A 24,414-nucleotide genomic window follows, 5' to 3' on the forward strand; every position below is an offset into this window, starting at 1 on the left:
CTAGGGCGAACTAGATAACTTTTTTTACTTGATTGAAAAATGGCATTTCAAGAATTCTTTTGTGTTTTTTTAAAGAGTGTTGACTTTTCTAATCGTTGTCTGCTAAGTTATATTGTATAAATAATAATCAGTGACGAGAAAAAGTACGATAAGGAACCTGTTCCCCAGAGAGTCGGCGTTAGGTGAAAGTCGACGGACAGATTTTATCCGAACATCATCTCCGAGATGCAAAGTTGAAAATAGTAAACTTTGCCGGATTTCCACCGTTACATGGAACACGTATATTTGTACGTTGACTAAGAGCCGGATTAGTTCTTCTTTTTATGGAACTTTCGGAACATGGGTGGTATCGCGAGCACAAACTCGTCCCTATTTAGGGGCGAGTTTTTTTAATGCAAAAAATTACAACAAACAAATTAATGTTGTATGTAACGCCCGTTATGCAGAATTTATACCATCCACAGAAAGCACTTAAGTCGATTTTACAAGCACCAGCAAACAACATTATCTTTTTATTCAGGGGGTCGAAAGGGCATGAAAAATTTAGTTGTGATCATAGGGTCATTGATTGTTGCGTTCGCCTTTAATTTCTTTTTGGTTCCCTATGGAATTTTAAGCAGCGGGATAAGTGGAATAGCAATTATGATAGGGTTAATTACACCCTTTGACATTGGTTTATTAAATTTATTACTGAATTTACCTTTGATAATTTTAGGGTACTTCAAACTTGGAAAGCAGATAACCATCAATACATTGATTTGTGTCATCTCGCTTTCCGGCTTCTTGTATGTATTGCCTGTCGTTCCTTTGACAGATAACATTCTGCTGTCCACAATCTTTGGAGGAATGATAGGTGGCATGGGTGTTGGCCTAATTTTAAAATACTCCGGTACTTCTGGGGGATTGGATATTATCGCAATTATCGTTTCCCGAACAAGTAACTTTAGTATTGGTCTGCTCTTAACGGGTATGAATGGCATCATCGTTCTGATTTCAAGTTTCGCGTTCGACTGGAATATCGCCTTGTATACTCTTTTATCCATTTATATAACCGGTAAAATGATAGATGCCATTCATACAAATCACGTCAAATTAACGATGCAGATTATCACTTCAAAAGGAGAAATAATTCGGGATGATTTATTGAAATCGATCTATCGGGGTATTACAATCACGGAAGGTTACGGGGGGTTTTCAAAGGAAAAGAAGCATATTCTAATGACCGTCGTTACTCGATATGAATTATTACAAGTTAAAGAAATTGTGCGCCACTATGACGAGACTGCATTTATCAATATATTCGAAACCGTTGAGGTAGATGGTCTTTTCGCTAAAAAACAGGAGGGATTAGGATGAGTAGGAAAAATGTATTTTTTGCGGGATTTATGCTTTTCTCTTTATTTTTCGGGGCTGGAAATCTAATCTTTCCACCCCAGCTCGGTTTAGAGTCCGGTGCTAACTTTGGTCCGGCAATTGCCGGTTTCCTCATTACAGGAGTCCTGCTCCCGTTCATGGCGATCATGGCAATCGCCTTGTCTGACAACGGACTATTATCTATGGGTAACCGCGTACACGCTGTTTTCGGCATTGTTTTTTCAATTATCATCTATATGTCTATCGGAGCAATGTATGGCATTCCCCGGGCTTCGAATGTCGCTTATGAGTTGGGATTCAAACAACTCTTTGACCTTCACGGCTGGCTCCCGCTGCTGGCATTTTCTATCGTATTTTTTGGTTTAACTTATTTTATCAGCTTGAATCCTAAAAAAATTGTCGATCGAATCGGTCAGTTATTAACGCCTATTTTATTGCTGGTTTTAAGTGTGCTTGTTGTCCAGGCTTTTATGAAATTTGATAACATTTCCTCTAGCGCGAAAGGAGATTATGCAACAGCCCCATTCGTTAAAGGATTCCTGGAAGGCTATTTCACAATGGATGCTGTCGCAGCGCTGGCGTTCGGGATTGTCGTGATTAACGCCCTGAAAGATAAAGGTGCGAAATCTAAGTCGGAGTTGGTTAAAGGGACATTTGGAGCTGCCTTTATAGCTGGCTTAGGACTGGCCATTGTTTTATTTCTACTTAGGATGGATCGGCAAGGTTATACCAAAAGGGAATGGTTATGAAAATGGAGCAGAATTATTAGCTGAAGCAGCAAACTTATTGTTTGCAAGCGGTGGTAGTCTTTTATTCGGTTTAATAGTAATTCTTGCATGTCTGACAACTTGTGTAGGTCTTATTAACGCCTGTTCAAGATTTTTCAACGAAATTTATCCAAAGATTCATTACCGGACATATGTCGCTATTTTGTATTAATCGGTTTGATGGTGTCTAATTTAGGATTGACCTTAATTCTGAAATTGGCAACACCACTATTGGTATTTATTTACCCCATCTCCATTGTCTTGGTTATCCTTTCTTTATTTCAACATTTTGCAGGTGGAGGAAAGATGATGTACCGGCTTTCGGTAGTAGTGACATCAATTTATGCGTTATATCAGGTTTCGACAAGTATTGGTTATAAGTTTGACTTTTTGACCCATTTGCTAGGCGTTGCCCAATTTTTTGAACATGGATTGGGCTGGGCTTTACCAGCGTTTATTGCTACCTTGATTGGTTTCGGAATAGATAAGTTCAAACAGCTAGTAATTGATTGAATGTACATACCGTATTCATAATATGTATCATTTTTTCAGCTTTTCAAGCCTGATCCACACCTTCGATAAATAAAGGTTCAATAAATGGACAAACATTTTAGTTTCTTAGTCATATATTCATGTTACTTTTACTAGATGGAGTTGATGTCAATGGTTCAATCTGCAGCTACTACTAATTTGCTAATGGAAGCAACACATTTTATAACGACTTGTTACGATGAACTTGGGCTATCCAAAGAAATTCAAATGAAACGAATGGAAGAAATCGAAAATGAAATTAGGAGTACTGGCACTTATTCTCATACGATTTCGGAGTTAACACACGGCGCAAAAATGGCTTGGCGTAATAGCAACCGTTGTATTGGACGACTACTTTGGAATACGTTACACGTTAACGATGCACGAAATGTAACGACTGCAGAAGGTGCTTTCGAGAAATTACTAGCGCATATTGATAGTGCAACAAATGATGGCAAAATCCAATCTACAATTACAGTTTTTGCACCTAGGAACAACGGAGAAGACCCTATTCGAATTTGGAACCATCAATTACTGCGTTATGCAGGATTTCAAGATGAAGACCAAGTAATTGGTGACTCAACTTCCATCAAGTTGACAAAGATGTGCGAACAAATGGGGTGGAAAGGAAATAAGACCCCTTTCGATATTCTCCCACTAGTCATTCAGGAGTCAGGAAAAAGACCTGAGTTATTTGAAATTCCAAATGAAGTAGTTAAAGAAGTGAAAATAACCCATCCACAATATGATGATTTTAAAACACTAGGCATTAAATGGTATGCCGTACCGATTATTTCCGATATGCGTTTAGAGATAGGTGGAATCGATTATCCTATGGCTCCGTTTAATGGTTGGTATATGGGGACCGAAATTGGAGCAAGAAACTTAGCAGATGAAGAACGCTATAATTTATTACCAAAAGTTGCAGAGATCATGGGATTAGATACGAGGTCAAATCGATCGCTGTGGATTGACAAAGCGTTAATTGAATTAAATATCGCTGTGCTTCATTCTTATCAAAAGGCTGGTGTAACACTTGTTGACCATCATACAGCAGCGAAGCAATTCAAAATTTTCGAAGAAAATGAATTAAAAAACGGGCGACCGGTTACTGGTAATTGGGCGTGGCTTAATCCACCACTATCACCCGCGACAACGCACATTTACCATAAACCCTATAAAAACGATATTTTAACTCCTAACTACTTTCATCAAAAGAACCCTGAAGAAACGTAAAGGGCAGCTTGGTAGGTACCGACTATGAAATTGTTTATATGAATATATAACAAACAAGAGAAGCACCGCTGCATGGGCGGTGCTTCTCTTGTTTTCATTCCTATGGATACTTCTCCAAATCACGCGCAAACGTCGATTTACCACTATGTGTTTTACCTACAGTTAGTATAACAAGTCGCTTCAACATAAACGCCACCATTTCTCACTACTAGAAGTTTTTACGAACCAAAAATAGCTACATACTGATTTTGCAATTCAAACTTATTATCATTCCATCCCAACGTATTTTGTATAAACCCTAACGAATCCGCATTGTATCTGCCTGCGATCTTTTGAAATGCCAATAGCTCATAAACGCCATTGCCGTCAAAATCCACTGGATATAAGCCGCTTAACGGATTTACGAAACCGCTGATTGGTTGTTTCAACTTTCCTCTACTATCATATATTTCATTCAAATAGTCCATACCTTTTAAGGATATGTCGATGATATATTTTTCATTATTCATCTTGCTGATCACTTCCACTTTATAATAATCCCGATAAGTGATCGTATACTCGTACAGATTGTTGTACGCTTCAAAATCGAAGAGCAGCCTCGGTTTGTTGTCCAAATAGGAGACGATATAATAGTTCATAATTCCCCCGCTGCCGCCTGTATTGCTGCTGATCAATATTTCATTGACACCATTACCCGTAAAATCTCCTAAAAATAAAGCTGGACTATACCCAACATTTTCCTTCAGCGAAACACTTGTCAGCGCACCCGTTCTGCCATCCCGGACATGTAATGTAATCTGTTGAACGAACGGGCTATCCGTTGTTTTTGTGCCCGTTAAATAAACATGGTCCGGTACTTTGTCTCCTGTCACGTCACCCATAGCCTGTGCAACAACCATTGGGCGACTATATGTCCTATTAAATTGATGATTATTATTCATCCTATAGACCCCTTTCCATTGATAGCAATGTCTTTTCTATCCTATGGGTTCTAGGGATATTTGCTACTGCTGAAAATGCAAAAAATCTCTATGAGAAACAATTACGTTTCCTCAAGAGGCTTTAAGAAGCTGAGAATTTTTATGAATTGATGATTATATCTCATGCCATGCCACGCACTCTACAAGTGTCGGGTGCGGGAATATATACAGGTGTACTTCCTACATTTTATAACCGCCATCTTCCAAGATTCAAAAGTTCCTTTTTCATTCAAATAAACAGTACCTTGCAATGAACAGTACCATATGATATATTCTCGTTAATAGGTACTCACTATACACCAGTACTATTCATTGAACAGTATCGAGAGGAGTGTTGTGACATTGAATGTTCAATTCAAAAAAGGCGTGTTGAACTTGTGTGTACTCGTGCTTCTTGATAAGCAGGATCGTTACGGTTATGAACTCGTCCAAAAAATATCGAACCAAATCTCTATTTCTGAAGGATCGGTTTATCCCCTTCTGCGCCGATTGACGAAGGAAGGTTATTTTACAACTTATTTAAAAGAATCAACAGAAGGCCCTCCCCGTAAATATTACCAATTGACGGACACGGGTCGCGCTTATTTACATGAACAATTAGACGAGTGGAAGAAATTCACAGAAGGCGTCAATACATTAATTGAGGAAGGTGTAAAAAATGACTGAAGAACAATTTATTAACACATTAGAAAAGGCATTAGACCGTTTACCAATTGCCGAACGAACCGATATTCTACTAGATACCTGTGAATACTTTGCAAATGGGCGTACAGACGGGAAATCAGATCAAGAAATCGCAGTTTCACTTGGCGATCCGGTACAAATCGCTGAAGATTTATTAGCTGCCTATTCATTTATGAATAATGATGTACAACAACATCCAAACAATGAACTAATCACCATTACGAATAGCCATTTTAAAAACGTTGATATTAACGTTCAACAGGGTGCGATTATCATTAGCCCTACTCATGATACAACAACAACAACTGTAGAAGTTACCGGTGCGCATAAAAAACTAGCGCTCTACGCTAAGATAATTGAAGAGACACTATTCATCCACTTAAAAAGTTCATGGTACTGGTTTGTCCTACTGAACTTTAATTTTAAACCAGTAACCGTAAACATTTCGCTACCTAAAAAAGTCTATCAATCATTTATCATGAAATCGAATAATGGACGCATTGAGGCGACAAAAATACTCGGGGAAACCATTTCTGCAAAAACGATTAATGGACGCATTGAATTACGCGAAATTGCAGCGACCTCTCTCACTGCTGGCACAGGAAATGGACTATTGGCGCTTCAAAATATTCAAGCCGATCAGATACATGTTAAAACAGCAAACGGACGCATTGAAATGAATACAATCGATGCAGAAACGATTTTTACAAAATCAAATAATGGACGTATTGAACTAACAGGTGTAAACGGGGCACTGACAGGCGCCACTATGAATGGGCGGATTACGCTCCAAACGACGCATCTCGATCAACCTATCGACTTTCAAACGAATAATGGGAGCATCCAAATTGAAGCGAGAAACGAACCGACAAATGTGTCTGTGCAAGCAAAAACAGCGAACGGGAAAATCAATATTTTTGGCGAGCAAAATTCACGGACTGTTTTTGGCAACGGCGAACACGTGATACGCCTGCGATCAGGAAATGGGCGGATTACGGTAAAGTCAATATGAGGAGGGCTGATATGAATAAAGAACATTTTATAAAAGAACTACGGGCTGCCACAACAAAACTGCCGCCAAATGAACAATATGAAATTATACAGGACTATGAGGAATATTTTGCAATTGGGTTATTGGACGGGAAAACTGAAGAACAAATCTCAAGCTCTCTTGGCTCGCCAAAGGCAATCGGCAAAGAGCTATCTGCCACGTATCAAATAGAACAAGCAGAAACGAATAGAACAATCGGAAGTTTTATGAGAGCCATGTGGACGGTCATCGGGTTAGGATTCTTTAACCTCGTCATCGTACTTGGTCCATTCCTTGTCTTAGCCTCGCTTCTTTTGTCTGGCTGGGTTGCAGGTATTGGATTTATAGCGGCACCTCTTCTTGTCTTAATAAACGTCTTAATTTATCCCGAGATTTTTGAGCTTTTTGATTTATTTAATTCATTGGTCTTCTGTGGGCTTGGCATTTTTATTGCCATCGGTACATCTCTAGCAACAAAAAGGTTCATGAATGGGTTCATCCGCTATATGAAATTTAATACAAAACTTGTAAAAGGAGGACCCAAACATGCTTAATATTAAAAGGCTCTCAATAATTGCTTCTCTTCTTTTACTCATCGGCATTGTTGGTAGTATTGCTACTTATAAATTCATAGCAAAACCCGAATCCTTAACAGAAAAAATTGAAGATGATCACTTCACTGACATCGAGATTTCGACAAACGATGGGAAAATTGAACTCGTACCAACAAATGAAAAAAATACACGCATCGAAGTTTCTGGCCATCGTCTTACCGATAACTTTTCAGCGATGGTTACCAATTCAACTTTATCGATTTCTTATCAAGAAAAAACAAAAAAATTCTATAGCTTCGGCCTCGCTCAAAATTCAGCCAGTATGAAAATTTATATTCCGAGAAAAAGCTATCATTCGATCGCAGTGCACGCCAACAATGGAAGGCTCATCGTACAAGAACTAGACGCCGACGACATGATCTTAAAGGCGAATAATGGAAAAATAAGTGCAAGTGAATTAAAAGCAAAGAAAATAATAGTAAGCGCAAAAGACGGGTCAATCGACTTACAGGAAATTCATTCAGATGAATTGAACGTCAAATCAAATAACGGTCGGATTACAGCGAACTCATTGAGTGGGACTACGATTGAACTACAAGCAAAAGATGGATCCATCGACTTGCAGCAAATCCATTCAGATGAATTGAACGTCAAATCAAATAACGGACGGATTACAGCGAACTCATTGCGTGGGACTACATTTAAACTACAAGCAAATGATGGGCGGATTCGTTTAACAGATGTTGCAGCGGATTCCATTTCTCTCGATTCACGTAATGGAAAAATTGAATTAGAGGACGTAACGGGTGCCCTTTTGGCACAAGCAAATGACGGCAGTATCAATTTAACCACTGACAAACTTGATCATCCAATTGATTTCTCTACGCATAACGGGAAGATTCATATTCAAACGAATCATGAGCCAATAGATACCGAAATTCAAGCACAAGCGAGAAATGGAAGTATAAAAATTTTCGGTAAAAAGGAGTCTCATGCTGTATTTGGTACGGGGGAAAACATAATTGACTTATCCTCAAATGACGGCAGGATCATCGTAGAAAAACAATAATCATTTCGCCTAGTCGATTTCATAAATTCATAAATCCGCTAAGCCGATACAACCAATAGTTGACAACGTTCCAACTCAACTATCGGTTGTAGTGGTGAAGCGAAAAGATTGTATCATGAAATTAATTGTGCTTCATAATCAAATTAGACTGCCCCAAAGCATAAATAACCGGGACAGTCTTTTTCCCATACTATGGATATGTCTTTTAAAACGCAATAATGCTACATCAGTGTTTCCTTAGGTTTCTCGACTTCGGTGAACAACATACAATACAATATAAACAAAGGATTTCACATTCATTTCGTCATTTTTCCTTCACCGAGTTTAGATGATGGATCGCTTGTTTTTCAAAAAACTTAATTTTATAACAGCCTGATTTAGGTTGTCCAGTCCCCCAAAAACATACTTCTCTATAATAAATTTCCATCACAATAGGAATATTAAAAATAGGTGTTTCAAAAATAGTAAACTTGCACAGAATGCTACTATTAAAGGTTTAGAGATATCAGTAACGCCGCCTGCTATTTATCAAATCAAAGTAGAAGTTACTGGAAACCAGGACCTCTTTTCAGAACTTTAATCACCTCATCCCCCTTCGCATAAGCCTATCATTTAAAAACAGGAGGAAATTACAATGGTAAATCAAAATGACAAAAATGAGCTATTCCACGTGTACTACAAACGTTGGGTAACCGTCTACAAAGAAGGTGCAATCCGCAAAGTGACGATGGCTAAATATTCAATGACACATCAATGGCTTGAAAAATTAGTACCTGACCTTCGCGTTTGCCACCTTAGCCGCCTTACCTATCAACGATTGTTGAATGACTACGCTACTGAACATGAACGGCAAACAACGATGGACTTTCACCATCAACTCAAAGGTGCGATCCTTGATGCGGTTGATGAAGGATTAATCGACCGAGATCCAACACGCAAGGCAATCATCAAAGGTAAAACACCGCGGGAAAAGAGACCAAAGTATCTTAACCAATTTGAGTTGCATACGTTGCTGACCCACTTAAACCTTGGATCGGCAATCAATTGGGATTGGCTAATTTTGCTGATCGCCAAAACTGGGATGCGTTTTTCCGAAGCATTAGCTTTAACACCGAAAGATTTTGATTTCACCCATCAGACGCTAACCATTAATAAAACTTGGGACTACAAAGGCGATGGAGGTTTCTTGCCGACTAAAAATCAGTCTTCGAACCGTAAAATACAACTTGACTGGCAAACGGTTATGCAATTTTCCCAGATGATCAAAGGCCTAACCGAAGATACACCTATCTTCATTCACGGAGACGGAAAGGTTTACAATTCAACAGTTAACGAAATATTGACACGCCACTGTCAAAAAGCCGGGGTGCCAAATATTTCAATACATGGTTTGCGACATACACATGCATCACTTTTGTTGTTTGCCGGGGTATCCATCGCAAGCGTAGCGCGCAGGCTCGGACATGCCAGTATGACAACCACCCAGAAAACATATCTTCACATCATTCAAGAACTTGAAAATAAAGATGTAGATTTGGTCATGCGGTCGTTATCTGTGTTGGGATGATCTTCATTCATCCCCTTTTTTATTGGGGTCGATTTCCTTACGCTGATGAAGGGTGATGAGGTTGTCGATACTATCAAGGAATCCAGAAATTTCATTTTGTTCTTCTATAGCTAATGGTAATGAAATGACGATATCGCCCATAGTGTTATTCATCAACTTGGGATTCCCAACTCTTGATACATATTTCCATGCAACGCTATTCAATGCTTCTGCAACAGCCTTATTGGTATATCCTTCTTCAGAAAGTAAAACGCCATTAACGTTTGTACTATAAAACTTTCCGCCACGATAATTTACCGTTCCCGCATTAGCTCCATCAGTTGTCCATGTAATTGCTGTGTCGAATAAATAATCTTTGTAATAACCCATTAATCCATTATTTTTAGTTTGGGATGAATAAACTGGATACGGCATTTCATCCGTTTTATTTTCGCTTGTTTCAGTTGCCGCTAGTACTTGACCGCGTGTGACTTTGAAAATATCTCCAATCTTACGCTGTTCCCAAGCGTGAGTGGGAAGGTGAAAATCTCACCTTCCCACTTCTCATTTTTATATTTGCACACCTAAAACCTTCAATTGCTCATTAATCTTGGCTTCAAGTTCAGCTATTTCTTGATTATCTTGCTCAAGCTGCTTCATCACTTCAACCAAATCAATCGGTTCTTCTTCTTCAAACGTATCAACATAACGAGGAATGTTTAAGTTAAACTCATTTTCCTTGATCTCTTCTATAGAAGCCACGTGAGCGTATTTATCAACATCTTTTCGCTCTTTAAACGTCGAAATGATTTTTTCTATATTGTCATCACTTAAGCTATTTTGGTTTTTACTTTTTACAAATTCATTACTTGCATCAATAAACAATACATCTTTTGTTTTACGATTTTTCTTAAAGACTAAAATTGTCGTTGGAATACTCGTACCAAAGAATAAGTTGCCGGGTAATCCAATAACCGTATCAAGATAATTTTTCTCAATCAATGTTTGGCGAATTTTACCCTCGGCTGCACCTCGGAATAAGACCCCATGCGGCAAAACAATCGCCATTGTCCCAGTATTGTTCAAATGATAGATGCTATGTAAGATGAAAGCATAATCCGCTTTAGAAGCAGGTGCCAATCTTCCATAATCACTAAAACGCGGGTCCTTTAGTTTTGTTTCGTCATTATCCCACTTTGCAGAATATGGAGGGTTAGCAACTACCGCGTCAAATGAACGTGGATGATCGATTCCTTTTGCATCTGGTCCATCTGGCCAATCGCTTTCTAAAGTATTCGCATTGTTCACGGTCATATTATTATAAGAAACACCGTGCATCATAAGATTCATACGAGCCAAATTATACGTTGTCGTATTTAATTCTTGACCAAAATATTTCATCGGTATGCCGTCGGGCAATTCTTGTCCAACAGTTAAAAGAAGCGAACCAGATCCCATTGTTGGGTCATATACGTTGAAGAATTCGTCGGTCTTTTCAACACCATGAGTGACTATTTTAGCCAGTACCTTACTAACTTGATGCGGTGTGTAAAACTCTCCCCCTTTTTTACCAGCACTTGCTGCAAATTGACCAATTAAGTATTCATAGATTTCACCGAGAATATCTTTCCCGTCATCACCCTTGTATTCGATTCCATCAACCAATTTCACGATGTTGTTCAGAGATTTGGCACGTTCGTTGGTCGAACTTCCAAGACGGGAATCCCCTAGGTTAATGTCGTTAAAAACACCACGGAAGTCTTTCACGGCTTCCTTGTTCAGCTCAGCATTTTTATTAAAATTATCAAAGATTGTTTGATAGTCACTTGGGATTACTTGTGCATCGTTAATTTTGTTAATCAAAGATTCCCATGTATCGTTTGGCGCAATCGCATACCCTAAACTTGATGAAATATCTTCTAAGTAGTCGGCTAAATCTCCTCCTACAGCTTGTTCAAGATAAGCCTTGTTAATTGACTGATCACTTGCTATATCAAGAACATTATTTTCAACTAAATATTGTTCTTGGTGCTCTGACAAATAGCGATAAAACATAAATGCTAAAATATAGTTCTTGTATTCTGCTGCGTCCATTGTTCCACGCAGTTCGTTTGCCATCGCCCAAAGTTTACTGGTGATTGTTTGGAGGTTATTACTCATTCTTTTCATTTCCTTTCATGATTCAAAATAATTTAGACAAACGCCTTTAAAACCGCTAATTCACAACTTTTTTTAGAGATTTTCTGCTTTATATTCGTAATACCCTTCATAATGATAACTTGCGTCGATGCCTTTCATATAAACTTCACGGTCATTAATCTTATCCGTAAGAGCTGCTTTGAGAAGAACCTTAATCTCGACGTCCTTAATTGGGCTTCTTTCCATTGCAAGAAGGTAATCTTCTTTATCGACTTTACTCCAATCGACAACCTGTCTTACTTCCTTTTTCAATATGTTGTCAAGCCATATTCTTGCGCTTCTTCCATTGCCTTCTCTAAATGGATGTGCCACATTCATCTCAACATATTTCTCTATGATCTCATCAAAGGTTGTTTGCGGCATTTTTTCGACATTTTCAAGTGCAACCTTGAGGTACATAACGGGCGCGAAACGGAAACTACCCTTCGCAATATTCACATCGCGTATTTTTCCGGCAAAGCCATAAATATCTCCGAATAGACAGTTGTGAATTTCCGATAATGTCTTAAATGTTCCGGCCTCAAATGTGTCTAACAAACCCGATTCAAACATTTCAAGGGCTTTTTTCTTGCTGACTTTTTCCTCAACACGCGCAAGCTCAGAGGAATCGGTAATCCCTAACTTGTTTTCTAGAACCATAACGTAATCCTCCTCTCAAATAAACATCTGTTGCAACAATGATTTCTTCTGTTCTTGTAAGTGATCTAACTTACGCTGATGAAGGGTGATAGTTTCATCTAACTGTTTAAAGAAGTTACCGATTTTGGTTTGTTCTTCTATGATTGTCGGCACGTAGAAAGTCATCGTATCTATATCTTTTGATGATATGTTCGGTTGTGCTCCAGCAACGAGCATTGCTCCCAACTGTTCAATAAACATCTGTGAGCGAGTAATAGTTGAAACAAACCCGTAATCAGTGACTTCTGTTTTTGTGAAATAACCAACACGCTGATTTTGATAAACCTTGCCACCATTAGGATTGTAGAGGATTGAAACTTTGCCTGTTGTCGCACCAGACATAGCTAGCACGGCACTTTTATCAGGTAATAGATAGTTATCATCTTTCTCCTGCTCAGGATAATAGGTGAATTCTCCGCCCACTTCGCCAGACCTAAGAATATTAGAAATACGAACAATTGGGATTCCATCTTCTTGAAATTCACCACTTTTAAAAGCGAATCCCCCCCGCAATGGAGCTAATTCCCCCATCCTACGCTGTTCCCAAGCGTCAGTGAATCCTGGGAAACGAATTTCCGGGACATCTGCTCCATCTTTCGGGAACATTTTTTGAAGCAAACTTTTCTTCTGATTTTGCAAATGATTTAACTTACGCTGATGAAGGGTGATGAGATGGTCCAAGGTTTTAAAGAAAGTAGCAATTTGGCTTTGCTCTTCTAAAGTTGGAATAAAGGCAGACAGTTCTTTAAGTTTATTAACTGCTAATCCCGGCTGTGCAGATTGACCCGAATATTGTCCAAGATTCATCTTTCCTAAGAGATAAAATAAAAATCTTGTTTCATTGTTTTTATTAGCTTTAACGGCAACAGCATGTTCTGTAAAATAGGCCTTTCCATAAGAGATATTCATGTTTCCACATAGTGCGCCTTGTCTTCCGATAAGTGCATATAATCCATCATGACTATAAATATTTGTGTATCCACGATGTCCATTACCACCAAACACAGGGTATCTATCATCATCCCTAATCTCATCCGATTTTATATTCTTTCCACTTTGGAACTCATCACATAGATCACCCAACTTCCGCTGTTCCCAATCATCCACGAACCCAGGAAACCTTACTTTCGGTATATTATTCTTATTCATTACTGCTCACCTTGTATCTTTCTAATCTCCCTGTTAAAATCAGAGACGTTTTTTGATGTTTGTCGAATCCTTTATATTCACCAATCGCTTTTTACTTAAATGCACTTGATGATTTGCACCGTGCGGAGTGGTATGTGCAATTTCTGCACTAACCACCTTTGATGGTATTTTCCAAAATGGTAAATACCACTTTTTCAGTTCACTACCAACTCATCAGCCAACACGTATATTGCATCACGTAAGCTATTGCGATATTTGATTTTTGATAGCGCCTGTACATTGACATCATGTGCCATTGTTTGATAATCACTGCTTGCCTGGGCGATGATATCTCGAATCTGCCCCGTGTCATCCAAGTCCTGTAAACCAAAACGGTGCCTGCTAAAGAGTTCACGCATCTGAACGCTTGTGATGATATCTGTAATGCCCCATTTCACCCGGAAATCCAGAATGATCCTGTCAAGATTCACGTTATTTGCCGCCTGAATGATCTGTTCACTATCAGATAGTTTAACGGGGTATTTGAAGTTTGACCCTTCGGTTGGGAAATCTCCATTGATGATTGCAATAGCAGCGTTCTTAATCTTCGTTGCATACTGTTGATCATCCAACCCATTTGCAAATTGATTGATTTTCTCTTGTGTTTCTTGGGCCTTTGCTGTTTCACCATAATGGACTTGATTCAATAATTGTTCGACTAATTCTGTTAAATAGTCGTAGTCAATTTTAACATCTTTGACATGCGTCATTCTTAATTCAATCTGGTACAGTGGAATTTTCTTTTCCTTTGAAATATGTTGTTTCAATTCGTTTGCTAATACAGTTGTCAACATCACTTCTTGGTCTGAAGTCATTCCAAGATTTTCAACCAACTTATCGGGATTGTCATAGTCGAAACCTACTGCATTCCCATCAACTTCTTCCGGGGTATACTGCTTTAACTTTGCCATGCCAACATTATATTCTCGCATTAAATCGAGCATATACTCTTTTTGCTTTTCAGACGGTGGCAGCTGTTGGAATTCACTAGTTAGACTTCCCAGCTTTCCAACTACGTTCTTTACTTCATGGAATACTTCTTCGAACGGTTTCGCAATAATCCCGTCTTTTTGGTTGGATTCACGTTGTTCATCATCCGATAGAATGGCAGAGTCTTTATTTGCGTAGATTGCTAAAGCTTTATTCATCAACTTTTCGTTTTGTGCCGGCCAACGATAATTCACAATGTTTCCCAAAGGTTTTGTTTGTATATCTGCGATACGATTTGTTCTTGAGTACGCTTGGATTAGCCCTGCACCTTTTAACGTTCGATCTACATATAACGTATTGAGTTCCGGCGCGTCGAAACCAGTCAAAAGTTGGTCTACGACGATGACAAGATCCAAATACTTCCTATCTGTTGCGGATCTGTTTAATCGGCTTGTCACGTCTTGTGTGTAGCCCGACACGTCATTCATACCCCACTCAGTCCCGAATTCTGTATTGTAGGCCATAATCGCATCATAAAGGCCTCGATTCGACTCTAACATGCTGTCGTTATTCGATGAATTCAGACTAAATGTGACAGCAACTTTTAGCGTTTCTTTACCGTTCAATCTATTTTCCGCATTTACACGTTGGAATTCATTAAAGTACATCATTGCCATCGGCGTGCTCGCTTTTCCACCGCCGACATGTGTGGTGAATAAAGCATTGTATTTACCTTCATTTGAGCGGTTTCGCCAATTTTTGAAAATGTCTTCTACTACCAATTTGACATGGTCTGGGTTTTCATCATAGAAACTCGGTTCGACTGCATCATCCATATCTTCTTGTGAGAGATTATTAATCTTCTCTTGAATTCGTTCTTCCGACCATTTCGGATAGCGTTCACGATAGAAATTTGGCAGGTAGTTGGTCTTCATCTGCTCTTCGTCAATCGTTGTTTGAAAATCCACTTTGAATCCAAGAACGTTTCGATCCGCAATTGCTTCACGAATCGTATAGGCGTGTAAAAGTGGACCGAAAACATTTTCGGTTTTCAAGCCAGTCGTTGTTTCATCAAACATTGGGGTTCCAGTATATCCGACCCATGCTGAAGTCTTAAAGGCTTTTTGAATGGTTGCAAAACTTTCTCCACCCGTTGAACGATGCGCTTCATCTACTATAAAGACGATATTTTTATCGGGGGCTTTGAAAGTTTTTCGCTTCACTAACGTATCTAGCTTTTGCACGGATGTAACGATAATGCCTGTATCTTTACTCTTCAACTTCCGACTCAAATCATTCGTATTGTCGGTGTTTTGAACACTTCCGACAAAGTCATCACTTGCGTCAGGATCGTAAGCTCTATAGTTTTCATTTGTTTGTTTCGTAAGGGCAATTCGATCAACGACAAAAACCACTTTATCCACTTTGGGCATTCGACTAGCTAACCATGCAGTCTTGAAACTTGTAATTGTTTTTCCCGAACCAGTCGTGTGCCAAATATACCCTACCTTATTCGTTCCAAGTTCAAAATCGACCCGTTTCAAATTCTCAATCACATTTTGCGTTGCGTACACTTGATAAGGGCGCATCACTTTAAGCATTTGCTTATTTTTTGTACCATCTAAAATCATATAATTTGTTGCCATTTGATGCGCCATAGGAATGGATAGCATAGAATCGGCAAACTCTTTCCAATTACGCACAATTGTATTATCACTTTTCCGTTGCCAATTGAACGCAAAGTCTTTATTGAACTTATCCGCCGTCGTATTCGCCATGTATTTCACATTGTTTGGCGTGATGGCAACTAAAATTTGCAAAGTAGAGAAAATATCTCGATATTGGTTTTCATCCGCATATTGCTGCATCTGCTTCAAGGCCTCATCCACATTACGCGTATCACGCTTTTCTTCAATTTGAATAATCGGTAATCCGTTTATGAGAAGCGTCGTGTCAAAAAAGCGTTCTTGCTTTCCAGTGATGACAGCCGGTCGTTGAATTTGATTTACTACTTGATAGACTGTATTCCCAGCACCCACTTGTTTTTGATCAAAAACCGTCAAAAATACATGGCGACCATCATCTAAATCAATTTCAATCTGTGATACACCGTTTAGTCCGTATAAGAACTGTCCCGCCTCATAGGGGGTTTGAATATTTGAGATTATTTTTTTCACTTGATTGAATTCTGTTGTACTTAGTGGATGGTCAAGCGTGTTTTGGTTGAGTTGTTCCAAAATCGCTTTGAAGTTGCCCCAAAGTTGGTCAGTCGTTTTAATATTTGGTTCATATTTCCAAAGCTTCGTTTTCATAACGTAATCCACAGGTCTTTCCGCCGCGATAATACCTTCAAGGTGCTCCGGTTTCGTAATCGTTCCACTTGTGATGTATTGAATGAGTTCTGTTTCGAATTGAGTTTCATTCACTTTTGCTTGCCCCCTTCAATTTTTCTAAAAGAATGATTTTCTCGTTATTTGCTGCCCGATTTCGTAATGCCTGAAGTCGCAATTGATTAAAGTATATTTCACCGATAATTTGTTGGTTCCCGATTTGCGGTAATTTAGGTATCTCAAGCTCTTTCACTTGTCTGAGTGTATATTTCAAAACTTGCGAACCTTGCAGCCCCATCAGAAATTGCTTTCGAATTGACTTATCTTCATTAAGTAGATAAACCAAATATTTAGAATCAATATTTTCAGCAGGGATTAACTTAACGTAGTTTTGCGTGTAGAGATAACCCTCATGCCCTTTTCTCACAATCGTAGAATTTCCAGATATTAGACTAAATATTATATCTCCTGCATCCAGCGTATTTACTCTATCTTGCGTTCTAACTTGCTTGCTATCACTGTTAGATGAAACAATATCAACCAAATCGTCATCTATATTAGAATGACCATAATAGGTATAGAGTGGAGCTTCCACGTCAAACACTTCAGTAATTCTAAATTGAGGCGAACCGCTTACAAATTCAACTACATCACTCAACTTTCTCATACGAAATCGTGCCTTTCTAAAATTAAATTTTATTCATTAGTGTAATCATAACAGGAATATTTTTTATTACAATAGCTATATATGTAATTTTAATAAATTACATATATGCACAAATGAGCAGAACTAAAAAATCCGTCAAACGCGCAACCTACACGCATTTGACGAATACCAAAAATCTAAATTATATTTGGTCAACCGCAACTAATGATAAACTTCCTCACCACACCTATCTGTCTGCTTAAAATAAAGGGGAGGGAGGGCTGGATTTGTTTTAAATGGCGGGACTTTATTGTGTTGGTTACAATCAAATTTCCAACCACGCGACCGATTCCACATGACTACTCTGCGGAAACATATCTACAGGTTGTATTTCCTGCGTCTTGTATCCGCCATCTTCCAATATACGCAAATCGCGTGCTAGCGTTCCCGGGTTGCAGGAGACATAGACGACTCGTTTCGGCTTATAGGTCAAAATTGTTTGCAACAGCTTCTCGTCACAGCCTTTACGTGGTGGGTCAACGACTAATACATCAAACCGCTTCCCTTGTTCATACCACTTTGGAATAACATCTTCAGCAGCACCTGCTTCAAAATGGGCATTGTCCAAGCCGTTCAATTCCGCATTACGTTTGGCATCCTCGATTGCTTGAGGAACGATTTCAACCCCATATACTTCCTTCGCTTGTTTCGCAAGAAATAGAGAGATTGTACCGATACCGCAGTAGGCGTCGATGACCATTTCCCCACCAGACAGCTGTGCATAATCAAGCGCCTGCTTGTAAAGGACTTCTGTCTGTTCCGGGTTCACCTGATAAAATGATCTGGCAGAGATTTCAAAGTCGATATCTCCGATAGAATCGATGATGAATGATTTCCCGTACAAACAGGATGTTTCATTCCCGAAGATGACATTCGTCTTTTCGCTGTTGACGTTATGCATAATTGAAGTCACTTCAGGAACCACGCGTTTGATCATTTCAACGACGGCTTCACGTTCGGGAAACTTTCTCTTTGACGTCACCAAGACGACCATGATCTCGCCTGTCGCTTTTCCTTTACGGACAATCAGATGTCTTAGCAACCCTTTATGCGTACGTTCGTTGTACGCATCCACCCCTAAGATCAACATCTCCCGCTTTAAAGTAGCCATTAGCAGATCTGCTTCTTCACTTTGGATGATGCACACATCTGTATCGACAATATGATGCGTACGGGATTTATAAAAACCGGATACAATTCGTCCGTTTTGCTCGCCAAAAGGGATTTGAGATTTATTGCGATAGCGCCACGGGTTGTCCATCCCTTTCACTGGATGTACCGGTACGTTTGGTAATTTTGCAATCCGATCGATGACGTCACGTACTTGCTTCTGTTTTTGGATCATTTGGCCTTCATACGACAGATGCTGCATTTGGCACCCGCCGCAATCCCAAAATACGGGGCAAGGTGGCTCAACACGCTGAGGGCTTGGTTCAATCACTTCCAGAAGCTTTGCGAATCCGTAATTCTTCAGCGTCTTCCCAACCTGGACCTCTACTTGCTCACCAGGCAATGCCCCCGGGATGAATAATGGGTAGCCCTCCACTTTTGCAACGCCCGACCCATCATGCGTCAAATCCTCCACATAGACGTTCAGGCGATCATGTTGTTGTACAATAAAAGACATGTTTTTCTTCCTCCAAATTTCATATGTATACAGTTTAGCATGTTTTTCTCTATCAAGACGAAAAAACAGACGTCGAGTTGACGTCTGTTCTTCTCTATTCTTCCTTATCCACCGAACCATCCATCGGCGCTACGAAAAATGCGAGTGCAATTGCCCCGATTAGGACAATAAACGGTGCATAGAAAATGATAAAATCAGTCATTTTGTTTCCTCCTCTTATGCATGATGATTTCCTTTTCCGCGCACATACTTTTTATCGAACAAGAACAACCTCATGATCAACACAAGCGACGGGATCAGTAGACAGAGCCCCAAAACGAACGCAACGATTAGCGAAATTGCCATCGCCGGATTTGTAAAACTGTCGTATATCGTCAAATACGGATACAACAAATAAGGATAATGCGATGCCCCATAACCGAAGAATGCAAATGCGAATTGACCGGCAAGCAAACCGAATGCCCATCCGTATTGTATTTTCTTCATCAACAGATAAACCGTTCCGATGAACATGATGAATGATATGAGGAACATCGGCCAGAATGTCTGGATATTCGCATAGTGCTCAGGATTATGTTTGCGCAATTCGAATATAATCCCGCCAGCTGTAATTATCGTTGGCAGCGCCCAGATCAGCGCATATTTCCGCAATAGATTTGTAGCTTCAACGTCATTGGCCTTATTTGCATACCAAGTTAAGAAAACCGCGGATATATAAAGTGTTGCCGCGATGCTCAATACAACAATTGCCCACGTCAATGGACTTGTGAACAACTTCCAATAATCTAGGACGGGATTGCCATTCACCATATCAATGAAGCCGCCCTCAGAAATTGTCAATACAATGGATAACGAGGCAGGTATTAATAAACCTGCAAGTCCATACATGAATGAATATCCTTTATGACCTCTAGCGCCATACGTCTCAAACGCATAATACGATCCACGGATTGCTAGCAGGACGACACCGATACTGACAGGGACAAGTAACGTCGTCCCATAATAGAAAGCGGTCTTCGGGAAGAAGCCGATAATGCCTACAAAGAAGAACACGAGGAATACATTCGTCACTTCCCATACGGGTGATAAATACCGTTGGATGACTTTCGTCAAAATACGCTGTTTCCCGGTTAACAGACTATAAGCGTTGAAAAAACCGGCCCCGAAGTCTATGGCACCAACGACAATATAACCAAAGAGGAACGTCCAAAGAACTGAGATTCCTAAGATTTCCAAGTTCAAAGTACATCACCGCCTTTTTCCGAATGTCGATCTTCAAGCTCGCGCTCAACCGGATTTTTACGGAACATCCGTCTAAGAACAACGATACTCCCAACGCCGAGTACTAGATACAGCGAAGCAAATAGCACGAGCATCAAATCGACCTGGCCGCTCGTTGTTGCCGCATCTTCAACCCGCATAATATTACGTAATATCCATGGTTGACGCCCTACTTCTGCAAACCACCAGCCCATCTCGATAGCTAGTAGTGATAACGGACCGCCAAGTACGATCAGCCAGCGGAACCATTTTTTCGTAACCATCTTCCATCGTCGTTTTGTTCCAATCCAGTACACTGCTGATAGCAAAGTCATCCACATACCGATAAACACCATAATATTAAACAAATAGTGGATATATAAAGGAGGCACATCCTCCTCAGCGAACTGGTCAAGTCCAACCACTTCCGCAGTCGGATTGTTATGCGCAAGAATCGATAAGCCGAACGGAACTTTAATAGCATACTTTACTTCTCCGTCCTTCAAGACACCTAACAAATAGAGGGGTGCATTTTCCTGTGTTTCGAAATGCCATTCAGCCGCAGCTAATTTTTCCGGCTGATATTCCGCCAAATATTTCCCTGAAAAGTCTCCAATAATTGCACTACCAATTGCAAAAATCAAACCAACCTTCATCGTTAAATGAAGAGCTTTCTTATGGTATACATGATCGGAGCCTTTCAACATCCTAAATGCCGCGATAGCAGCAAGCACGAATGCTGATGTCATATAAGCGGTAATAACGACGTGCGCGACTTTCGTCGGCATTGCTGGATTGAACATCGCAAGTATCGGATTGATATTCACAAGTTCACCGTTTAGGATGTCAAACCCGCGCGGTGCGTTCATAAATGCGTTAACAATTGTGATGAACACCGCTGAAAATGATGCGCCGACTGCGACAGGAACAAGCAATAGCAAATGCTTCTTCTGATTCTCAAAGCGATCCCATGTGTACAAGTAAATGCCAAGGAAGATCGCTTCAAAGAAGAATGCAAATGTCTCCATAAATAACGGAAGTGCGATGACATTCCCCGCAAACTCCATAAAATTCGGCCATAACAGCGATAACTGCAACCCGATGGCCGTTCCTGTAACAACTCCGACCGCGACCGTGATAACAAAGCCCCTTGCCCATCTTCTCGCTAACAAAATATAGTGTTCGTCATTTTTCTTAATTCCGACCCATTGCGCAATCATAATCATAAGCGGGACTCCGACACCAATGGTCGCATATAAAATATGAAAAGAAAGCGTTGTTTCTGTCAGGATACGTGAAAAGAATACAGCTTCTTCATTACCCATCCTAATTCCTCCTTAACTTCAGAAAATTTTCCCTACAATCGATAACAACATAATTCCCGCAACAATAAAAGCCAGCACCATTAAACGCTTCTCCTGTTTTTTATACATGAGGAAATTCACCCCTCCAGTAATTTGAATTCATTCTTTTAATACATTCCCTATTTGTTCTAATTGTAACAACCAAGCATGAAGGTTTTATGAAGTGTTTGTGAGGGTTATAAGACAAGTGTCAAGACTTGAGAGTAATTTGAACATTGTGTATAATGAGTGAATCATATTGAGGTGAATAGCTATGGAAGTTAAAAGAAAAGTGTTGGCATATATAACGACAGGAAGAGATTCGGAACTAAAGCTGCTTATATTTGAACATAAGAATAAGCCTGATGCAGGTTGGCAAGTTCCTGGTGGCTCGATTGAGAAGGACGAGCTGCTAATTGATGCGTTGTATCGTGAAATTGAGGAAGAGACTGGCATCTTGAGAGAACAATTGGAATTGAACGGAAAAGTGAACAAGCGCAACTATTTCCCTGCCAATCGTAAGCATATTGTACATGAACGAAATATTTTCCATCTAACTTACACAGGTCCGGAAAAATCAGAGTGGGACTTTATTGTACGTGGAGATGGAGCGGACAGCGGAATGGTATTTCACTGTCTATGGATACCTGTCCAAGAGCTACCAAGTTTGGCGGCAGAACAAGATACTGAAATTGAATTTATCATATGATCGAAATACTATTTAAGATGAAAAAACTGCATCGGAGAATTACTCCAATGCAACTTTTTCATTATCATCATCTACACGATCCTGTTCCCGTATATCATCAATCGGTACGAACATATCGATATGTCTGTAAAGATTCTCAAACGTCGCGGGCAATGTTCCACCATATTCTCCGTCTAAGTTCAAAAGTACTTCCTCGGTAGATGTCACAGTCACTTTTTCGGCTCGCGAAGCAATGACGAGTGGATCATCCAGATGCTCTCCACGCAACGCAAGACTGACGACCCTCAGAAATTCTGCGATGTTACACTTTTTCAGAATCATCACCGTGAATTTCCCATCGTTAATACTTGAATCGGGAGCCAATTTCTCAAGCCCCCCGACAGAGTTTGTGAGTCCTATTAGAAAAAGCATAACTTCCCCTTCAAACACCTCATCATCGTATTCGATTTTCACATGTGATGAGTGGATGGATGGGAGCATTTCAATCCCTTTTAAATAATAGGCGAGCTGTCCTATGACTGTTTTCAGTCGACTTGGGACCTCATACGTCAGTTCCGTCATTCTACCGCCACCTGCGATATTGATGAACTGTCTATTGTTCATGAGACCGACATCCACAGGAATCGTCTCTCCTGCCAGGATGATGTCAAGCGCATCATCGATATCTCTTGGGATTCGCAACGCACGCGCAAAGTCGTTCGTTGTTCCTGTCGGGATTAACCCGATTTTCGGACGCTTTTCAAACGGTGAAACACCCGCTACAACCTCATTCAACGTTCCATCCCCACCAGAAGCGATAATAACATCAAACCCGCGTTCTACAGCGATTTTCGCAGCTTCAGTTGCATCCCCTTCTGCCGTTGTCGCGTGAACGGACGTTTCATATCCCGCTTTCTCCATTTTCTCAAGCACTTCAGCAAGATGCTTACGAAATCCTTCACGACCTGCTGTCGGATTATAAATGATTCGGGCACGCTTCATACGTATACACTCTCTTTTCTTACGAATTCTTCAACCGAACATTTCTGTTCCGCTTGTGTTGTCAGTTCGTCTTTTGCAGTACTGGCATGAACGTTTTACGTATATCTTCATATACGGTCAACCATAGTTCCGGTTGCGTCGTATATTCTTTCATCAATTGTTCGATAAACGCCTTTTGTTTTTCTTCGAAATTGACTGCCTCCCGCGATGGTAGCTCACTTCTTCGTTTCATGACATCTTCTTGGATCGATGCCGCACGCGGTCCCCATTTCGCTTCGACTTCACCATCTTTATCCAATAACAGATAGACGGGAATCGATCTTCCGCCATTCGTCAAATGTTTGTCAATAAGATCTGTGTCTTTGTCGCGGTAGGCAGCACGTACATCGAGTTCTGCAGCTTCCGCGATTTTACGCAAAATTGGATTATTCATCATTGCGTCACCACACCAATCCTCTGTAATAACAAGGATGCTTGGCTTCTTTTCTTTTAGCATAGTGATAAATTCGTCATCTTGCGGTACTTCGAATTTTGAATAGATTTCGAAACTGTCTTCTTTATGCTTTTCCATCTTATCCATATAGTCAGCAAGTGAAATGGCTTCATCAAAAAATTGTTTTTCAGATTTCAATTAATCCCACACTCCTTTTTTCTTAAGTGTATAACGATTCCATTCCCGAATCAAATGGGAT

At 39.9% G+C, this 24,414-nt stretch carries 22 protein-coding genes, 2 pseudogenes and 1 other annotated feature; of the genes and pseudogenes, 10 read left to right on the forward strand and 14 right to left on the reverse strand.

The features are described from left to right. The first annotated feature begins 121 nt into the window (after positions 1–121). Positions 122–374 (forward strand) — a binding site (T-box leader). A 160-nt stretch (positions 375–534) separates the two neighbouring features. The 4 genes and pseudogenes from QWT69_RS12325 (at position 535) to QWT69_RS12340 (ending at position 3,908) form a co-directional block, all read left to right on the forward strand. Beyond that, positions 535–1,356, forward strand: a complete 822-nt coding sequence (locus tag QWT69_RS12325; protein ID WP_317966069.1) for a YitT family protein — start codon at positions 535–537, stop codon at positions 1,354–1,356. After that, positions 1,353–2,123 carry a branched-chain amino acid transport system II carrier protein gene (gene brnQ, locus QWT69_RS12330; protein ID WP_317966071.1) on the forward strand — a complete coding sequence of 257 codons (771 nt, stop codon included), beginning with the start codon at positions 1,353–1,355 and terminating at the stop codon, positions 2,121–2,123. The genes QWT69_RS12325 and brnQ overlap by 4 nt, the downstream gene beginning before the upstream one ends. Next, positions 2,065–2,654, forward strand: a pseudogene (locus QWT69_RS12335) (branched-chain amino acid transport system II carrier protein). Before brnQ ends, QWT69_RS12335 begins: the two are co-directional and overlap by 59 nt. A gap of 150 nt (positions 2,655–2,804) precedes the next feature. Further along, a complete protein-coding gene (locus QWT69_RS12340) occupies positions 2,805–3,908 on the forward strand; it encodes a nitric oxide synthase oxygenase (RefSeq protein WP_317966073.1) in 1,104 nt (367 codons plus the stop codon). A 109-nt stretch (positions 3,909–4,017) separates the two neighbouring features. Here the strand turns inward: QWT69_RS12340 and QWT69_RS12345 are convergent. Both QWT69_RS12345 and QWT69_RS12350 read right to left on the reverse strand, forming a co-directional pair. Beyond that, a pseudogene (locus QWT69_RS12345) lies at positions 4,018–4,092 on the reverse strand (ATP-binding protein); the annotation flags it as partial. A 34-nt stretch (positions 4,093–4,126) separates the two neighbouring features. Then, positions 4,127–4,849: a VCBS repeat-containing protein gene (locus tag QWT69_RS12350; protein WP_317966075.1), complete on the reverse strand. Its 723-nt coding sequence runs from the start codon at positions 4,847–4,849 to the stop codon at positions 4,127–4,129. 381 nt (positions 4,850–5,230) lie between these two features. On the opposite strand from QWT69_RS12350, the gene QWT69_RS12355 reads away from it, so the two are divergent. From QWT69_RS12355 to QWT69_RS12375, 5 genes are all read left to right on the forward strand, one after another. Further along, positions 5,231–5,554 carry a PadR family transcriptional regulator gene (locus QWT69_RS12355; RefSeq protein ID WP_317966077.1) on the forward strand — a complete coding sequence of 108 codons (324 nt, stop codon included), beginning with the start codon at positions 5,231–5,233 and terminating at the stop codon, positions 5,552–5,554. After that, positions 5,547–6,584, forward strand: a complete 1,038-nt coding sequence (locus QWT69_RS12360) for a DUF4097 family beta strand repeat-containing protein (protein ID WP_317966079.1) — start codon at positions 5,547–5,549, stop codon at positions 6,582–6,584. Before QWT69_RS12355 ends, QWT69_RS12360 begins: the two co-directional genes overlap by 8 nt. 11 nt (positions 6,585–6,595) lie before the next feature. Further along, positions 6,596–7,156, forward strand: a complete 561-nt coding sequence (locus QWT69_RS12365) for a DUF1700 domain-containing protein (protein ID WP_317966081.1) — start codon at positions 6,596–6,598, stop codon at positions 7,154–7,156. After that, the gene (locus QWT69_RS12370) at positions 7,149–8,225 is read left to right on the forward strand and encodes a DUF4097 family beta strand repeat-containing protein (protein WP_317966083.1); all 1,077 of its coding nucleotides are present in this window, start codon (positions 7,149–7,151) and stop codon (positions 8,223–8,225) included. The genes QWT69_RS12365 and QWT69_RS12370 overlap by 8 nt, the downstream gene beginning before the upstream one ends. Before the next feature lie 634 nt (positions 8,226–8,859). After that, positions 8,860–9,792 (forward strand): site-specific integrase, encoded by a 933-nt coding sequence (locus QWT69_RS12375; protein WP_317966085.1) that lies wholly within the window; start codon positions 8,860–8,862, stop codon positions 9,790–9,792. Between the two features lie 3 nt (positions 9,793–9,795). Here the strand turns inward: QWT69_RS12375 and QWT69_RS12380 are convergent, their stop codons facing one another. The 10 genes from QWT69_RS12380 to QWT69_RS12420 all read right to left on the reverse strand — a co-directional run bounded on the left by QWT69_RS12380 (position 9,796) and on the right by QWT69_RS12420 (position 22,014). Beyond that, positions 9,796–10,281: a restriction endonuclease subunit S gene (locus QWT69_RS12380; RefSeq protein ID WP_317971079.1), complete on the reverse strand. Its 486-nt coding sequence runs from the start codon at positions 10,279–10,281 to the stop codon at positions 9,796–9,798. Between the two features lie 60 nt (positions 10,282–10,341). Further along, positions 10,342–11,931 (reverse strand): type I restriction-modification system subunit M, encoded by a 1,590-nt coding sequence (locus QWT69_RS12385; protein WP_317966087.1) that lies wholly within the window; start codon positions 11,929–11,931, stop codon positions 10,342–10,344. Positions 11,932–12,003: 72 nt separating this feature from the next. Further along, positions 12,004–12,609: a protein adenylyltransferase Fic gene (gene fic / locus QWT69_RS12390; protein ID WP_317966088.1), complete on the reverse strand. Its 606-nt coding sequence runs from the start codon at positions 12,607–12,609 to the stop codon at positions 12,004–12,006. Positions 12,610–12,624: 15 nt separating this feature from the next. Continuing rightward, positions 12,625–13,797, reverse strand: coding sequence for a restriction endonuclease subunit S (locus QWT69_RS12395; RefSeq protein WP_317966089.1), 1,173 nt, complete (start codon positions 13,795–13,797; stop codon positions 12,625–12,627). A 194-nt stretch (positions 13,798–13,991) separates the two neighbouring features. Then, positions 13,992–17,192: a type I restriction endonuclease subunit R gene (locus tag QWT69_RS12400; protein ID WP_317966091.1), complete on the reverse strand. Its 3,201-nt coding sequence runs from the start codon at positions 17,190–17,192 to the stop codon at positions 13,992–13,994. After that, positions 17,185–17,763, reverse strand: a complete 579-nt coding sequence (locus QWT69_RS12405) for a restriction endonuclease subunit S (RefSeq protein ID WP_317966093.1) — start codon at positions 17,761–17,763, stop codon at positions 17,185–17,187. The genes QWT69_RS12400 and QWT69_RS12405 overlap by 8 nt, the downstream gene beginning before the upstream one ends. A 304-nt stretch (positions 17,764–18,067) precedes the next feature. Next, entirely contained in the window at positions 18,068–19,429 is a 1,362-nt protein-coding gene (gene rlmD, locus QWT69_RS12410) for a 23S rRNA (uracil(1939)-C(5))-methyltransferase RlmD (RefSeq protein WP_317966095.1), read from the reverse strand. 94 nt (positions 19,430–19,523) lie between these two features. Continuing rightward, positions 19,524–19,631 carry a cytochrome bd oxidase small subunit CydS family protein gene (gene cydS / locus QWT69_RS17325; RefSeq protein ID WP_431312288.1) on the reverse strand — a complete coding sequence of 36 codons (108 nt, stop codon included), beginning with the start codon at positions 19,629–19,631 and terminating at the stop codon, positions 19,524–19,526. A gap of 14 nt (positions 19,632–19,645) precedes the next feature. Further along, positions 19,646–20,671, reverse strand: coding sequence for a cytochrome d ubiquinol oxidase subunit II (locus tag QWT69_RS12415; protein ID WP_317966097.1), 1,026 nt, complete (start codon positions 20,669–20,671; stop codon positions 19,646–19,648). After that, positions 20,668–22,014, reverse strand: coding sequence for a cytochrome ubiquinol oxidase subunit I (locus QWT69_RS12420; RefSeq protein WP_317966099.1), 1,347 nt, complete (start codon positions 22,012–22,014; stop codon positions 20,668–20,670). The genes QWT69_RS12415 and QWT69_RS12420 overlap by 4 nt, the downstream gene beginning before the upstream one ends. Before the next feature lie 292 nt (positions 22,015–22,306). Between QWT69_RS12420 and QWT69_RS12425 the strand changes: the two genes are divergently transcribed. Beyond that, positions 22,307–22,741 carry an NUDIX hydrolase gene (locus tag QWT69_RS12425; RefSeq protein ID WP_317966101.1) on the forward strand — a complete coding sequence of 145 codons (435 nt, stop codon included), beginning with the start codon at positions 22,307–22,309 and terminating at the stop codon, positions 22,739–22,741. A 39-nt stretch (positions 22,742–22,780) separates the two neighbouring features. Here the strand turns inward: QWT69_RS12425 and QWT69_RS12430 are convergent, their stop codons facing one another. Together QWT69_RS12430 and QWT69_RS12435 are read right to left on the reverse strand one after the other, a co-directional pair. Then, complete coding sequence (locus tag QWT69_RS12430) at positions 22,781–23,722, reverse strand: diacylglycerol kinase (protein WP_317966103.1); 942 nt, start codon at positions 23,720–23,722, stop codon at positions 22,781–22,783. Between the two features lie 61 nt (positions 23,723–23,783). Next, entirely contained in the window at positions 23,784–24,353 is a 570-nt protein-coding gene (locus QWT69_RS12435) for a thioredoxin family protein (protein ID WP_317966105.1), read from the reverse strand. Positions 24,354–24,414: the final 61 nt, after the last annotated feature.

It is taken from the genome of Sporosarcina oncorhynchi, from assembly GCF_033304615.1.
GTDB classification, from domain to species: domain Bacteria; phylum Bacillota; class Bacilli; order Bacillales_A; family Planococcaceae; genus Sporosarcina; species Sporosarcina oncorhynchi.

Excerpts from the sequence above, each read along its gene's own strand:
- QWT69_RS12325 (WP_317966069.1), top strand. The coding sequence starts at position 535 with ATGAAAAATTTAGTTGTGATCATAGGGTCATTGATTGTTGCGTTCGCC.
- brnQ (WP_317966071.1), top strand. The coding sequence starts at position 1,353 with ATGAGTAGGAAAAATGTATTTTTTGCGGGATTTATGCTTTTCTCTTTA.
- QWT69_RS12340 (WP_317966073.1), top strand. The coding sequence starts at position 2,805 with ATGGTTCAATCTGCAGCTACTACTAATTTGCTAATGGAAGCAACACAT.
- QWT69_RS12350 (WP_317966075.1), bottom strand. The coding sequence starts at position 4,849 with ATGAATAATAATCATCAATTTAATAGGACATATAGTCGCCCAATGGTT.
- QWT69_RS12360 (WP_317966079.1), top strand. The coding sequence starts at position 5,547 with ATGACTGAAGAACAATTTATTAACACATTAGAAAAGGCATTAGACCGT.
- QWT69_RS12365 (WP_317966081.1), top strand. The coding sequence starts at position 6,596 with ATGAATAAAGAACATTTTATAAAAGAACTACGGGCTGCCACAACAAAA.
- QWT69_RS12370 (WP_317966083.1), top strand. The coding sequence starts at position 7,149 with ATGCTTAATATTAAAAGGCTCTCAATAATTGCTTCTCTTCTTTTACTC.
- QWT69_RS12375 (WP_317966085.1), top strand. The coding sequence starts at position 8,860 with ATGGTAAATCAAAATGACAAAAATGAGCTATTCCACGTGTACTACAAA.
- QWT69_RS12385 (WP_317966087.1), bottom strand. The coding sequence starts at position 11,931 with ATGAGTAATAACCTCCAAACAATCACCAGTAAACTTTGGGCGATGGCA.
- fic (WP_317966088.1), bottom strand. The coding sequence starts at position 12,609 with ATGGTTCTAGAAAACAAGTTAGGGATTACCGATTCCTCTGAGCTTGCG.
- QWT69_RS12395 (WP_317966089.1), bottom strand. The coding sequence starts at position 13,797 with ATGAATAAGAATAATATACCGAAAGTAAGGTTTCCTGGGTTCGTGGAT.
- QWT69_RS12405 (WP_317966093.1), bottom strand. The coding sequence starts at position 17,763 with ATGAGAAAGTTGAGTGATGTAGTTGAATTTGTAAGCGGTTCGCCTCAA.
- rlmD (WP_317966095.1), bottom strand. The coding sequence starts at position 19,429 with ATGTCTTTTATTGTACAACAACATGATCGCCTGAACGTCTATGTGGAG.
- cydS (WP_431312288.1), bottom strand. The coding sequence starts at position 19,631 with ATGACTGATTTTATCATTTTCTATGCACCGTTTATTGTCCTAATCGGG.
- QWT69_RS12420 (WP_317966099.1), bottom strand. The coding sequence starts at position 22,014 with ATGGGTAATGAAGAAGCTGTATTCTTTTCACGTATCCTGACAGAAACA.
- QWT69_RS12425 (WP_317966101.1), top strand. The coding sequence starts at position 22,307 with ATGGAAGTTAAAAGAAAAGTGTTGGCATATATAACGACAGGAAGAGAT.
- QWT69_RS12430 (WP_317966103.1), bottom strand. The coding sequence starts at position 23,722 with ATGAAGCGTGCCCGAATCATTTATAATCCGACAGCAGGTCGTGAAGGA.